The sequence below is a fragment of the Devosia epidermidihirudinis genome, assembly GCF_000971295.1.
In the GTDB taxonomy this organism is placed as follows: Bacteria; Pseudomonadota; Alphaproteobacteria; order Rhizobiales; family Devosiaceae; genus Devosia; species Devosia epidermidihirudinis.
Genome location: NZ_LANJ01000016.1, coordinates 389,718 through 403,701 on the forward strand (window position 1 = coordinate 389,718; position 13,984 = coordinate 403,701).

Genomic DNA, 13,984 nt, shown 5'->3' on the forward strand with positions numbered 1-13,984 from the left:
TCATATCTCGATTTAGTGGCGCCGAGCGGAACGAATGGTCTGCTCGGCAACAAACGCTACGGCAGACTCTGGCCACATTCTGCTCCTCGGTAGGTAGAGCACAGGATTCTAAAACGCTGTCGTTAAGTATGCGACACTAGGTCACCCGTGACCCTTAGAATGGGCAGCCATCAGTAGTGAAGGCTGGTTAGGTGCACTAGGTCTAGATCTTCGGCTGCCTTGGACGCGACGGGACGAATGTTCCCGAAGTATTTCCGAGCAATACCGCCATATTCGAGGTCTTTGTCGATCGCGGTAAGGCGCATCTGGAACATTTTGGCGCCAACGACCAGTTCGACCGGGCTGTTGCCATGATTGAAAAGCTCGGCCGATAGGCACCCCCGAAAGCCAGGTTGAATCATAGTGTTCATGCTGATGCCCAAGCGCGTGTAACTGCTTCGGGTCAGGATGTCTGCATACACGTCACGGGGCAGAGCGACGTATTCGAGCGTGGTGGTGAGCGCGACCTGACCAGGATAGAGAACGAACCTCTCGCCCAGATCGCGCCGGGTCGGCTGGAAGTACGACGACATCGACCGAAAACCCTCATCTGATTTCGTCAGGCCGATGAACGGGCGTCGCGTGACTATGGAAACTAGAAAATCGTAACCCAGTCGCAGGTCAACGCTAATTTCGCCAATCTGTGCTGAGTCCAACAATGGCTCGATCCAAAGACCTTTTGAACCATTTAGACCAAGCCGACTTTCTATTTCGGCCTTAAGAAGCGTTGGCCTGCCAGAGCTTTCGGATGGAAGCATTTCTGATGGACTTCTCCGTTAGGTCGTTGACGATGCGGACGATCTCGAGCTGCCCAGCGCCCGTAGCCCAGTCAGGCCCATCGCCATGGATGGCATTGGCCATGTAACTCCATGCAGCGGGAAACAGCCCGAACAATTGGGCATGTTCTGTGATCGCTACAGGCCGAATGTCATCGAAGGCGTGCTTGATCTCAGGCAGTTCAAATCGCTTCTTCAGACCGGGTAACCCACGTCTGCGAAGCACGTTCTGCCACATGTCGATCTCGGCATTTTCGTTTCCGACCAGGTAATCCTCGATAAGTTCGAGGCGCTTCGCGGTTGACGGGTGAGAAAATGTCACGCCGGCGTCAGGGCTGATGGAGGACAGGGTGTCTGCAATCGCTCCACCAACATATGAGGCCGCGAACAGGTCCGCAAAATGCTCTTGGCGGTAGTTTTTCAATATCGGCGCATGATCTGGATTCGGTGGGTTCAAAAGCATTGAGGCCTCGGTTAGCCCATGGCTTAAGTCGATGAAATGCCCCAACTCGTGGAAGAGTGCGCTGCAGAACAGCGGCAGGTATTTGTACAATCGCGGCACGCCGACAAATATCAGCCGACTGTCCGGTATCGCTTCGAATTCGGGTATGGTTTTTGAGACGTAATCCCACGGGTCGCCGTAGTGCAGGTGAAAATCCCGCTCTTCCGTGAGCGCCGTCGCTAATAGGAACTCCCCAGGCAGCCATTCTGAAATGGCCGGCCTCAGGCAGAATTCGATTTCATAGGGTGACTCCTTAGTGGTCGATCCTTGGATGTACCGGTGAGTGGCCCAAATTTTGTCCACCAGCGACCTGACGATGGTTTCATCGTAAGCGGGCGATTTGCTCCGTACATGTTCGGTGAGCTCGACGAGCTTGGACACCTGCCTTTCGAGCGCACCGTTGAAATACGGCGTCGTCGCAAGCTGTGATAGACTTTCATGGAGCAGTGCGAGGTCAGTCCGCGGGTGCAAGGACCGGCTCCAGCGTCGACAGCGCTCTCTTTGCAACTGTTGGACTAAGGTCCTTCGCGCTCCGGACTTCAGACAGAGCAGCGGTCAGCTCGCAGTTCGACATCAGTTCACTGGCCAGCTGCATCGCTTGTGGAAGCTGGGCAGCAGATATTTCTTCCGGATTGCGGACGAGGGACTGCGCTTGCCGGAGCAACAGGTCGAAATACTCGCTGAGCCGAGGGGGTAAAGCGCTGCTGTCACGCGAACTGAGCAACAGGGCCAGCCGGAATAGTTCAAGGCGTTTGTCTGCTTCCGATGGTACCGCCGCTAGCATCGATTTCCCCGACTCGATTGAGTTTGAGTATTACCCAAACTTGCGCAACCGGGAATAGATTGCGTCGAGGCAAGATTTACAGTCCCCTACTTGCCGCTGTCCGGGCACCAGTCCACCATTCCATTCCGCACCCAAAAATGTGCTCGGCATCCGTCGGTTCTGCGGACCGATGGCTTTATTGTCGGTCGAAGAGACCAGTTTCTCGACACCGACCAGCTTGGTCTGCGGTTGGCGGCAAGCGATAGCAAGAGGGGCGTGCCACATCCACATGGGCACTGGAAGGTTGCCCATTTTGGTGCAGATGGATCGCCGACGATGTGAACGACATCCTTCAGCAACTTGTCCGGCGGCGGCATGTCCCGGCAATTCTGTGTGCGAAGGTGAGCTGGCGCGATGAGATGAAGCGCCTCAAGGATCCACAGCAGTGTGAGCCTGAGCATCAGCCGACCCTCCCCAAAAATGGCTTGGTGTCGCCCAGGCCATGGATGTGAGATTGTCCGCAGATGCGGCAAGGTTGGAGCATGGCGCCGGGTCGGACATCTTCAATTCGGGTGAATTTGCGCACACGGTTAGAAACCGATCCATCAGGGCCGCGAAACCCAGTAAGGCGCTGAATAAGCTCCTCAATTGCCATGGTCGCGACAGATGTGGTGAACGAGATCACCGCGGGCGCAGGATTGCCTTCACCGCGAACATAGGCCTCCTTCTTACGGCGTTCGTATTCCGAGGGATCGTTGCGCCGCAGAGCCTCCTCGGCCGCGATACTGGGATTGACGATACGCCGGCAAAGCAAGCACGCTGAACCTGGCTCCAGAATAGTGACCCGACCCTCGGCCTCGAGGCGACGTTCCGTGTCCTGTTCAGCCACCCTCAGGGCCAGTCCGAGATCAATTACCGGGATATGGTAGTAGTAGGCGAGGCGATTGAGCAGGGCCCGGCCGTCATGATCGTCGGTGCAGCCGAAGATCACGTCCATGGACTTCAGTGCATCTTGGTATTGCTCGGTACCGACCCAACCGTCGAAGGTTTCCAATCGGGTTCCCAGAGCCATTTCCGAAATTTCACGGCGCGCGACCTCGATTTTCTTCCGGTGGTCGTCGGCGTCAGCCCGGGTGGCGCCATAAAGGCGATTCAGGTTTGTATCTTCAACGGTATCGGGGTCGAATACCCCAATGAAGCCTGCGCCCATTCGGGGGAGCTGCTGCAGAATAGGACTGCCAGTGCCCCCGCCGCCCACGACGCCAAAGCGCAGGGACCGCATAATCGCGGTAAATTCCTGACCCAGTGCCAGGGACTGCCGGTCGAAAGCTTGGTCTAACTCATCCGAAGCGCGTCGGGAAAACCGCTTCCACCGGGGACCGATCGTCGAGATCGTGGTGAAATCGTCGAAGGTGTCCGGGGACGACCACACGCGACCGAGCACGGACCCGTCACCACAAAATAGGAGACTGGCTGTCAGGGCGCCAGTACCGTTGCGGTTGAATGCCAAGCGCGCCAACTCGGCCTCGTTGGCGTCATCCTGGTCTGAAAAGTGCGTAGGGCCCCCTGGATGGCTATGCGCGATCCCAACTTGAACGCCCTCGCGTTCGGCTCGCGCCAGCAGCTTTACGAACTTATCCGTCTTCCAGGAGATGTGGTCGAAGCCGGATGAGGTGATCTCGTCCTCGGTCACTGGGATCACTTCGCGGACCATGAGACGAATACGAGGCTCTTGGGTGAATGGGTCGCTTCCGATGTGCGAGACGCCGTAGAGCACGTAAGCAGCGTGTTCCATCCTGTCCGCACGCAAAAGAGTGGAGGCCAGGGCGTCAAGATGACTGCCCTGCAATGTCAAATCCGCTCTGGTCATGCTGCGATCTCCAGGGCACGCCCGATGCGGCGCAGCATGGTCCAGATGCCGTCGACGCCAGGACGCCAATCAGAGTTATGCCGCGACCAGCGCTGCCAATTTCCGCCAGCGAAGGAAAAGGGCTGGTCGGCTGCCCGTGGATATTTCTTGTCGGCGGCCAGACGCACCCAGGGAGAAAGGAAAAACATGTCGGGAGCGCAGTCAGGATAGCCGGGAGGCAGCAAGACAAGAATGTCGGCCGAGCTGGTGTCGAACCGCCCCGCCGGCAGCGGGTAGCTCTTAATGATGACCGCCTTGTTGCCTGCCTGATCGACTTCCTCGAAGTTCACGCCGTGCTCGTTGAGGAACGCCGCGTCGTCGGGGGGCAGAACGCCCCCCGAGCCTTCGGTGGTGGTGTCGATCCCGGTGAAAAAGCGCTCGACGCCTTCACCACGGAGATCGACCGACTGTTCGTTGGGGATCAGCTTGTCGTCGCCGACCCGCTGCGCGAGCCAGACCCCGTACGAGGCCGGGTCCACACCTGCCAGGCGCTTCAATTCGAGGCCGGTAATGATCGGGCGCCCCCAGTCGAACTTGCGACCGTCGACCGTGAGCCTGAAGGATGCATCACTGCGGAAGGTGATGAAGTCTTCCCGGCCAGGCTCCCGCAGGTCAACGGCCTCGTCGAGGCGGATGTCCTCGAGCTGGCCGTTCACGAGCTTCTGGAACACCAGAAATTCGTCTGCCGGAAACTGCCTGGTAGCTTCCAGAAGCTGCAGGCCGTTGACGATGGGGTCGTCAAAAACGTGCGGTTTCCCGTCGATGGTTACATGGAACCGCGTAGGCTTCGCCGCTGCGGTAGTCGTCAAATCGTCGATGCTCATATCTGTTCCCTTTCAGGTTCATGAGAGACTTCCCTCGAAGCCTGACCTATAGATAATAGCTAAAAAATAGCTATGCAATAGCCAAAAAGAATGAATTAGAATGTTGACTTTTTGTGCATAAAAGCATAGGTTTTTTGGCCCACAGGAGGACGCCCATATGAAAAAAACCATGACTTTGAACTTAACAGACGCGGAAATGAGGGCGCTTGAGCAGCTCTCAGAGACCAAAGATCTGTCCAAAACAGCGGTGCTGCGCCAAGCTCTAAAGCTGTACCAACTGGTGGATGTCAGACTTCAGCAAGGCGGAAAATTTTTCTTCGAAGACGAAGCGAAGAAGGAAAAAGCCGAGTTAATGGTGCTATAGTTTGAGCGCTTTCCCGGTATTTTTGACAGATCGGCGAACCAGGTCATCGGTCGACGCGCATCTGGTCGAGGGCATAACGTCCGACCACCTGCAACAGGTCGAAGAGACATGGCAGCCAGCTGTCGCCCGACACATTCAGGGTCTCATAAGCAGCGGTGCTCCCCGCAGCGATTGGCCGCAAAGCTGGCATTGGGACTGGCCTAAGAAGATGTCTGCCCTAGGGAATCTTCTTGCCTATCGGAATTTCGCGATCACTCGCAACGGACGCCTACAGGGTCTGATGATCGTGAAGACAGAAGGTTACCGGGCGCGCGGGCCGAACCAGACGGGACAACACCTCGTCTATATCGACTATGTTGAAACTGCTCCTTGGAACCGTCGTCCGATCGTTTCTGAACCAGAATTTTCGGGTGTCGGCACCGTCTTCATGCGAGCTGCAATCGAAATCAGTCGCGAAGAGGGCTTTTATGGTCGCATCGGCCTTCATTCTCTGCCCCAGTCCGAGCCGTTTTACCGCAGGCTGAACATGACCGAACTCGGGGCGGATTCGTCAAAACAGAACCTCACATATTTCGAGATGACGTCTGAACAAGCTGACGCATTCTCGAGCTAAGGACACACCATGAAACTCGTTATCACGAGGGAGTGGTTTGAGCGCAGATCAAAACTGGAAGGTGACAGTGACATCGCCGTTGGTACATTGGCCTATGATCCGCTCCCCGAACCAGCATCCCCAGTCGAAGTTTCCGACAATTCTGACACTTCGAGAATCGCATTTGGCTCACTCGTTGAATTGAAACGGCGAGAGGCTGGCATGACCCGAGAGACCCTTGCTGAGGAAGTCGGAGTCGACCTCAGTGAGATCGTTAGCATCGAACGCGACGCCCATTTCAGACCAGAACCACGCACGGTCTACAACTTGGCGAGCAAGTTCAGGCTTCCGAGCAAGGCGCTGCAGCAGCTTTCGGGAAATGCCACCATCAAGGACAGCAATCTGGATGGCCACGCGCTCAGGTTTGCTGCTCGCTCTGGAGAGCAGAATCAAAAGCTCTCCCCGGAGCAGAAACGAGCTCTGGAAGAGTTCGTCGCCTACTTGGCCAAACTTTAGAGGCAGCCGTCGTGCGGAACATCATTTTGAGCCGCCCGACGGCTTTAGATATCGACAGTCAGGTACAAAAGGTCTTGCGGGGGCTCGGCAATCCTGAGCCCCCACTGCACCTCAGCGATGTGCGCGAACTCCTCAAGCTTGACCGCCGGTATTATTCCAGCACGGATGATAGCTTCCTGCGCGAAATGGTCAGTCGTATCGCTGTCGCTGGGAAGCAGGTCTTGTTAAGACCTTCGCTCCTCAGGGATGCGATCAAGAGCTTCGACCTCAGGGCATTGTATATTCCTGACCGTCGCCGAATACTGCTCGACAGGGAGCAGCCAGACGCAAAGCAGCGCTGGAACGAGGCCCATGAAGTTGGGCACAGCCTGATACCGTGGCATGATGACCTCATGCTTGGCGACCAGGATCAGACCCTGTCCAAAGGCTGCCATGACCAGATCGAGGCGGAAGCCAACTATGCAGCCGGACAATTGCTGTTCCTGCAGGACAGGTTTCCCATTCTGGCAAAAGATGCTCCAATCTCGCTTTCCGGGGTGCGAAGCCTAAAGGGTGTATTTGGTAATACTCTCACCACCACGTTCTGGCGGTTCATAGAATCCAGCCACTTGGAGACCCCGATGTTAGGGCTGATCGGTGGGCACCCGAAACGGAACGATCTCAATCCTGCCGGTAGCCAGCTTTTGCGCCATATGATCGAGTCGCCTGCATTCAAGCAGATGTTCGCCACGCCCACCCTCGAGCTGCTGACCGGTGAACTCGGCAGGTATTGTGGGCCGCAAAGGGCCGGGCCGCTTGGGCACTCGGAGGTCATTCTGCTCGATAGAAATGGTGACGCGCACCGATTTGGCTTCGAGTCTTTCTTCAACGGATATGATTGCCTGACGCTGGCCGTATATCGGTCACCTCAAGCAAGGATCATTAGCCTCGGCTCCATTGACCTGCCCGCTCGGGCGTAGATCAGCAGGTGCGCCAACATCATGTCGTAGTGGGTGAAACGAGTCACAGCGCCGCGGCAATAAGCTTCATCTCGTCTAAGATGAGTTCAATCCTCGGCTTTGCGTTCGGCGTCGGCCTAGACTTTAGGTATGAGCCTACATGGGTGACCTTATGCACGCCTCGCTGGAGCCCGGTGTTGATCAGCGCATCGCTCGCCATAGCCTGGTTCATCGCGTTGTAACTGCGATCTGAGTCGTGAGCGATGTGGTTCCGAAGGGACAGCCATAGGTTGATGCACTGCTTCCTCGCCCCGGAGAGCCCGTTGATCCCAGCTCTGTGCGCTTCAGGCAAGTACTTAGCAGCACCTTTTCTGAGCGCGTCGTAACTCGAGAAGGTAACGTTGTTTCCATCGCTATCGAGCAGCTCGGTGATCATGTCCACCGTCATGTGCTTCGTAAGCGTCACGGTCGTAAAATGCTGTGCAATCAGCTGTTGTTTCGCCGTGTGATCGGCTTCGAAAGCGTTCCGCAAGTGAATCTGAAACTGCGAGGTGTCGCGGTTGATGTAGGCGATGAAGAGGTCATTGATGAAGCTCTCCCACAAGGTCGCCGCGGTAAGGATTGTATTCCTCACCAATAAGGTTTGGTCCTTGTCGGTCGTCAGTGCCGCTCTTACTGTGGCGTAGAAAGCTTGGACTTCTGCCAGGCTTGTGTCGAAATCCGACCGGACATCGTCCGGATTCATCTTACGCATGTTTTCTCCCACTGCGCCCCTCAGTAGCGGAGATCACCATACTGCCCGTGTCTCCCGGTGGAAAGGCGAGCGGCAACCCCACCCCTTTCTGGTGCCCGGTAAGCCCGGTATCCATGTCTGCTTTCGGGAATCCGGCGGCCCGGCTCAAATGACCGAAATGAGGGCGCTTTTTGCCGGTAGCAAACGCCCCCCTTTGCGGTCAGTGTAGAAGTCCCAAAAGCAGACCGGCAATTTCACCGCTTAATTCGTCACGGATCGGCAACGGCAAGCGCAATTGAGACCGATGCCTGCCCCTGCACGCAAGGATCACGAGGTTCTTCAAGAGGTTTGACGGACCAATGTGGGGATGGTTGTCTTAGGCTGACTGCTAGGTGTGGGGTTGGATTTCAGTCAGGGGGGGGCAATGGCTAAGGCCGAGCATGTCGCGTGGGTTAAAGATGGCTACAGGTCGTGGAATGATCGTCGAAGGCTAGTGAGCTTTTCTCCGGATTTGTCGGGGTTGGATTTCAAGGAAGTCCTACCAGGGCGTGACAACGGCAAAAAAGGTCGAGGGCCCGAGTTTCGGCGGTTTGATTTCACTGGCGCTGACTTGCATGGCGCCGACCTAAGTGGGCTGGATTTCAGTAAATCGAAGTTTGATGGTGCCGACCTTTCTGGGGCAAACCTGACGCAAGGTATCTTTGTTGCGGCCACGTTTCGGGGGGCCAATCTGTCAAACGTTCGAGCCGGAGGTGCGGTTCTTTTCCAGGTCGACTTGGAGGGGGCGGTTCTTGTTGGCTCAGATCTTGAGGACCGACCGTCTGATCGTAACAAAGCTGACCAACGAGCACTTCCACACTGGGAACTACCAGAAGATAAGTGGACAACGGATAACCTTCGAGATCTCAAGCGGGCGTCTGACCCGAGCGATATCGCCGGGGCGATGCGTGTAAAAGAGCCGACTTATCAGGTGCTCTTCGCAACCAATCGAAAACAGGTCGGTAACGGTAGCGGGCTCTCGTTCAGCGCCGAGCGAAGTAAGAATCTGTCCTATGGTTCCTGTCAGGTATTTGTACCACGCTCGCATGAGGTTGGATCGGTTGGCTCCTCATTCTTTAAGCGCCTATTCGTGGGCGATGACCGCTTAAAAATCCGAAAAGTCATCCCCCTCAACGGCGAATTGCACTGGCAGATCGTCAATGAGAACTTCGGAACCGAGTCGGGCTCGTCGCCTCCCACCATCCTAATCCACGGGTACAACAGTTCGTTTTTGTCGTCAGTGCTTTGGGCTGCCCAGATTGGCTTCGATCTAGGATTGAAGCGAGGAATTAGCCTGTTCAGTTGGCCTTCCCAAGGTCAGACCAAGGACTATGCTGCAGACGAAGCGGCGACCGAAGCAAGTAAGTACATGCTCATGGAGTATCTCTTACAATATTTCGAAAATACCGGCGGCGTGCCGATCAACATCATCGCTCATAGCATGGGATGTCGATGTCTGGTCGGAGCGCTCGAGTTGATAGGCACGAAAACGCCGGAATTGCTCGGGCGGATCAATCACATAATCATGGCTGCTGCAGACGTGGATCAAGGGGTCATGCAACATGCAGGTCTGCACATCGTACTGAACTCTGGAAGAACCACGTCCTACGTCTGTGGTGCCGATGTTGCATTGGCAGCCTCAGGCTGGCTGCACAAATATGCGAGAGTCGGTCTTTTGCCCCCTGTTTTTCTCTTCAATGAAATTGACACCGTAGAAGTTCAAAAGACTGACCTTCTCAATCTTGGTCATGGATATGTGGCAGAGACGAAATCTATCCTCGCAGACATGTTTCAGATTCTGATTCATTCGGCGGCTCCAGATAAGAGGTTTTCCATAAGGCGGTCTGATCCAGGACCTAACGCACATTGGAAACTGAATGAGTAATGGGTACAACCATGTGTGGAGGTAGCTCCGTTGACAATTCAAAGCTGCCCGCCCGCTTTCCACCCCGCAGGTGCCACGAGGAGACCGGACCGAATGGCAGTTATTGGGATACTTCCCAAGTCGCCAAAATGACCGGGAGGGGGCGCACAGCCGCCGCCACCCAGGAAGCCGCTACTTGGATTCGCATAATATGCGGTATGGAACTATCGCCATTGCGCGAAGCGGAGCCTGAGACGCTATGGATCGTCTATATTCGGGCCTACGGGGCGCGACATGTCGGGGCGGTCAAGGCGCCGGCGTTATCACCGCCACGGGGCCTACCTGTTCGCATTGAGACTTGTCTCAAAGCGACTAGCGAGCACTCGTGACCTGACGACGTTTCGCCATTCCGTCTGAGCTGCTGGATCACTTCGGCGGCCCCCCTCGGCCCTAACCGCTGCCAATCCCGAAGCATAACGCGTGCTGCAGTCGAGGGGGGTAGTTCAACCTGATCAGCGACATCGCATATGAAATCGTGCAGGTCTGGCTCCATGCGAATATGCATGTCTTCGGACTTCTTTTCCAAGAGACTGATCCTACACCGGTGTGGGTAGCGCTTCTCGGGCCGTGCCGCGATTGCGCCACAGAAGCAGCTGCAGCGGACGGTCAGTTCGAAACGCGTTCCAAGCCTTAATACTGATGGCCACGCGCTCCGCCTCAGCGAGTCGCACGCGATGCGAAGCACGTGTTCTGATCAAGCGTTCGCGCAAATGACGAACGGGGCTGTGTTCCGCCAAATTCACACCGTCAATCAAGCGGGCAAAAAAAGCATCGGCACGCTCTGCGTCTTTTTCAGCAAAGGTACAGTGCAGGGCTGCAGCAATACCGCTTCCCATAATTTCCCGGATCGCTGCTACATTTTTAAGGCTGCTTCTGATCTGCGGCGTCGCATCGAGCAGTTCAAGCAACTCGCCCGTGGATGGGGACGAATTTGCAGCCAAGACCACGCCGGTTCGGATCATCCAAAGCCAGCGCAGCGCGGAAGCTAGGATAATTGTGTTAGCCTCGCCGCGTTCGCGGAGCACATCGCTCATTGCTCGCCTGCGTCCGATGTCGAGCGAGCTGATGACTCCATCAGGCAGTCCCTCGACGATGATTGCCGGAAAGGCCTTCTTTGCCTTTTTGGCTGCCTCCAAGCGGTGCTGGCCATCTAGCAAACGCCCACTAGCGCTGATCTTGATTGTCTGGCCGTTCAGCCGCCATCGACCCGCCTCGATGTCTCGCGCGTATTTGGCAATTACGACGGCGGATACCGTCCTGTTCGGTCCACGATCAGTGAGAAGAGTATCTGCCAAGGCGGGATCGATCATAAGGACACGCACGTTGATCTGATCGCTGGCCATAGGTTTGGCCTGGGGCTGCCGAGGCGCAACTACGCGGCTCAAAGGTCCCCAATCCAGTTCACCCGCAACGCGTGGAAAGCTTTCGCGTTCAGGCGCAAAGCGCAGCATTTTGATAGCTTTGCCAGCTGCAAAGGCGTTCCATGCCTTAATCGCGACAGCAAGCACATAGGTTTGTTTCCTGGCGCCACCCTGACCGCGAGTCGCCATCAATACTTCCCTGAGTTGCCCGACGGGATCGTCAGTTGCCTCGGTTATGGGGTCTTGTATCTGCGCTAGGAACTGGCCTGCTCGGATTGGGTCAACCGCACTGGCTAAGTAGTGAAGCGCGATACCACAACCATGCGGCAAAAGCGGCATGGCGCGCAGTGCCGGCCTGATACTGTCACGGACCCCCGGGTGCTCCTCCAACACACCCAAAAGCGTAGTTGGAGTAGGTGCCTTTCCGGCACCCGGTGTACCTCCTGCACCGTAGGTCCAGAGTATTTTGAGCGCTGCGCCGAGCGCCCGACCGTGGTTCTCCTTCCGCATCGACAGAACGTCCGCGAGGGTCCGCTTGCGAACGGAGTCGATCGTTTCGAAGGCAGCAATATCTACCCCCTGCACGATTAGTGTATCGAAGGACGCGCCAGATCGGATGCATGCGTTGAGACGAGTGCGGCCGTCTAGAACTTGTCCGTCAGGCGACAGCACGATGGGCGCCCCATTTAGAGTCCACCGTCCGTCGCGCATATCACTTTCAAACGCCTGAACCGACGCTTGATCAAGCTTGCCGCTGCTGACCACCCGTTCAAGCAGGCGCTTGGCAATCTCCGGCGTGACGCGTTCGATACGGGAGGTAATACTTGAAAGGTCGCTCATGACTGCTCCAACTGACCCAGCTTACCGTGCCGATGTCCCATTGATCAGTCAGTTTCGTGTCGCACTTGCATGACGCTCATGTGAAAGGCCTTGCCGCTCGAGCCTGTGGTACGGCCGTGTCACGCCATGATTTGGAGATGGTCAAATGATGCTTCTTGCTCGCATTCTGTGAGACGCGAACGTTGGCTCGCAATTTGCAATCGGTCGAGTTGAGGCATTGCACTGCCTAGCTTGCATCCGTACTTGACGCCAAATGTCGGGAGATTGCCACCTCCGACCTGTGCCCGGTTTCCGTCCTATGCCTCCTTCTCGGACCCACTGTGGCGTTGTCCGTCTGCCCAAGGAAATGGGCGAGCGCTGATTTTCTGGAATCCCTATCGAGCGCGTAGGCGGTGTGGGTAAACGCGACGCCGTCCAGCAGACCTTGGATGTAGCCAGCGATGCTGTCGGCCGCCATGATGAGCGCGGTGTCAACGGTGTGGATGTACCGGCTGGTGATCGTACCTCGCGAATGCCCAACCAGTGCGGCGATTGTCGCTTCGGTGAAGCCGAGATTATTGGCAATACTAGCAAAGCTGTGTCGCAGAACATGAGGGGTGATGCCAGCCAGGTCAGTGTTCTGGAGTATCTTCGTCCAGTGTCGGGGGAAGCTACCGAACGGCGTGTCATCCTCCCAGCCGGGAAAGACATAGTCTTCAGCACGGTGTTTCTCGTCGCGACGACCCTCAAGATATTCCAGGACCGGTAGGCCGATCGGACGCACCGACGCTCCTTCCTTGCTATCGGCCAAGCGCAGGCAACTGCCCTCGATGTCGACTTCGCCACAGCGCAGACCGATGGTTTCGCTGCGTCGGCAGCCCGTCAGGGCGATCAATCGGATGATTTCAGCGGTGGTTTCGTACTGCCCGTCCTCAACCGCCTTCCGCAGAATATCGCCGAGCGTTCGATACTCCTGCTCGCTAAGGCGGCGGGCGTTAACCTGGTCTTTCGGCTTGCGAACGCCATGAACGGGGTTCTGCTCGACAATGCCGAGTTCAACCGCGTAGGTCAGAATGCCGCCGAAGAGACCGATTGTCCGAGCTGCGGTACCAGCTCCGCCGCGTACGATCGCACGACCACGCAGCTTGTCCGTCTTGATGTTCGCACGTGTCTTGCCTGCCATGATGTCCTTCATCGCCTGCGCGATGTCGGACTCGGCTAAATCTCTAACGCGCCGGCTGCCGAGCAGGGGAACGATGTGACGCTCGATGCGTCCGATATCGGTGGAGATCGTCGTGGCCTTCTTCGGCCTGCCTCGCTTCCCAAGCACCAGTCCGTTCCTCAGATCTTCGAGGTAGAGAGCGCAAAGTTCCTTGACCGTGATCGCCTCGCGATCGAGCTTGCGCTCCTCTGCGGGGTTGCCGCCCCGTGCGACTTGACCGAGCAGAACCTTTGCCTCGCGCCTGGCTTCTTCAGGAGTCCAGACTCCGTGAAGTCCGATCGTAACGCGACGCGAACGGCCGGCAGCCCGATACTGCACAACATAGCTTCGCTTCCCTGAACGGAAGACGCGCAGTCCGAAACCAGGCAATTCCTCGTCCCACATGACATAGTCCGAGGACTTGATTTCAGTGGCATCTACGGTTCGTTTAGTCAGCTTCGTCATTCGTGCAGGTTTGCTCGGCAGAATTCTCGCGTAAGCAATGCGTAAGCACTACGCGGAGGGGTTTGAACCGCTCCGTCGTACCGTCGGCCTTAGTAGATTTCAATTTTATTTTGTGATTTCAGTGGCATAGCGCGCACTCGGATAGAAACGGATAGTTTTCGGCGGAACCGACTATCCCTTCTCCGAAGGCAGAGGCCACACGTTCGAATCGTGTCGGGT

Annotated in this window: 14 protein-coding genes; 5 read left to right on the plus strand and 9 right to left on the minus strand. The window is 56.5% G+C overall.

Translation table 11 applies throughout. From position 1 onward, the window contains the following. Window positions 1-170: 170 nt before the first annotated feature. From dcd to WH87_RS10230, 5 genes are all read right to left on the minus strand, one after another. Window positions 171-797: a dCTP deaminase gene (gene dcd / locus WH87_RS10210; RefSeq protein WP_046139244.1), complete on the minus strand. Its 627-nt coding sequence runs from the start codon at window positions 795-797 to the stop codon at window positions 171-173. Next, the gene (locus tag WH87_RS10215; protein ID WP_156458190.1) at window positions 757-1,698 is read right to left on the minus strand and encodes a M48 family metalloprotease; all 942 of its coding nucleotides are present in this window, start codon (window positions 1,696-1,698) and stop codon (window positions 757-759) included. The genes dcd and WH87_RS10215 overlap by 41 nt, the downstream gene beginning before the upstream one ends. Window positions 1,699-2,187: 489 nt before the next feature. After that, on the minus strand, window positions 2,188-2,541 hold the full coding sequence (locus WH87_RS20400; protein WP_407060033.1) for a DUF6527 family protein: 354 nt from the start codon (window positions 2,539-2,541) through the stop codon (window positions 2,188-2,190). Beyond that, window positions 2,541-3,950 carry a ThiF family adenylyltransferase gene (locus WH87_RS10225; protein WP_046139241.1) on the minus strand — a complete coding sequence of 470 codons (1,410 nt, stop codon included), beginning with the start codon at window positions 3,948-3,950 and terminating at the stop codon, window positions 2,541-2,543. Before WH87_RS10225 ends, WH87_RS20400 begins: the two co-directional genes overlap by 1 nt. Then, entirely contained in the window at window positions 3,947-4,813 is an 867-nt protein-coding gene (locus tag WH87_RS10230) for a multiubiquitin domain-containing protein (RefSeq protein ID WP_046139240.1), read from the minus strand. Before WH87_RS10230 ends, WH87_RS10225 begins: the two co-directional genes overlap by 4 nt. Window positions 4,814-4,970: 157 nt before the next feature. Here WH87_RS10230 and WH87_RS10235 point away from each other — a divergent pair, with 157 nt between their 5' ends. After that, entirely contained in the window at window positions 4,971-5,177 is a 207-nt protein-coding gene (locus tag WH87_RS10235; protein WP_046139239.1) for a transcriptional regulator, read from the plus strand. A gap of 43 nt (window positions 5,178-5,220) precedes the next feature. On the opposite strand, the gene WH87_RS19620 is transcribed toward WH87_RS10235, so the two are convergent. Continuing rightward, on the minus strand, window positions 5,221-5,367 hold the full coding sequence (locus tag WH87_RS19620; RefSeq protein WP_156458191.1) for a hypothetical protein: 147 nt from the start codon (window positions 5,365-5,367) through the stop codon (window positions 5,221-5,223). A gap of 90 nt (window positions 5,368-5,457) precedes the next feature. Here WH87_RS19620 and WH87_RS19350 point away from each other — a divergent pair, with 90 nt between their 5' ends. Genes WH87_RS19350 through WH87_RS10250 form a run of 3 tightly spaced genes read left to right on the plus strand, consistent with a single transcriptional unit; the run spans window position 5,458 to window position 7,244 of the window. Then, window positions 5,458-5,790, plus strand: a complete 333-nt coding sequence (locus WH87_RS19350; protein ID WP_082092613.1) for a hypothetical protein — start codon at window positions 5,458-5,460, stop codon at window positions 5,788-5,790. A 9-nt stretch (window positions 5,791-5,799) separates the two neighbouring features. Beyond that, window positions 5,800-6,285 (plus strand): helix-turn-helix domain-containing protein, encoded by a 486-nt coding sequence (locus WH87_RS10245; RefSeq protein WP_046139237.1) that lies wholly within the window; start codon window positions 5,800-5,802, stop codon window positions 6,283-6,285. 11 nt (window positions 6,286-6,296) lie between these two features. Beyond that, window positions 6,297-7,244, plus strand: coding sequence for an ImmA/IrrE family metallo-endopeptidase (locus WH87_RS10250; protein WP_046139236.1), 948 nt, complete (start codon window positions 6,297-6,299; stop codon window positions 7,242-7,244). Between the two features lie 43 nt (window positions 7,245-7,287). Here the strand turns inward: WH87_RS10250 and WH87_RS10255 are convergent, their stop codons facing one another. Then, window positions 7,288-7,977: a HEPN domain-containing protein gene (locus WH87_RS10255; protein ID WP_046173244.1), complete on the minus strand. Its 690-nt coding sequence runs from the start codon at window positions 7,975-7,977 to the stop codon at window positions 7,288-7,290. Between the two features lie 403 nt (window positions 7,978-8,380). Here WH87_RS10255 and WH87_RS19020 point away from each other — a divergent pair, with 403 nt between their 5' ends. After that, window positions 8,381-9,880 (plus strand): alpha/beta hydrolase, encoded by a 1,500-nt coding sequence (locus WH87_RS19020; RefSeq protein WP_052726444.1) that lies wholly within the window; start codon window positions 8,381-8,383, stop codon window positions 9,878-9,880. 575 nt (window positions 9,881-10,455) lie between these two features. Here the strand turns inward: WH87_RS19020 and WH87_RS10265 are convergent. After that, entirely contained in the window at window positions 10,456-12,120 is a 1,665-nt protein-coding gene (locus WH87_RS10265) for a hypothetical protein (protein ID WP_046139234.1), read from the minus strand. Between the two features lie 226 nt (window positions 12,121-12,346). Then, entirely contained in the window at window positions 12,347-13,765 is a 1,419-nt protein-coding gene (locus WH87_RS10270) for a tyrosine-type recombinase/integrase (protein WP_245622371.1), read from the minus strand. Between the last annotated feature and the right edge of the window lie 219 nt (window positions 13,766-13,984).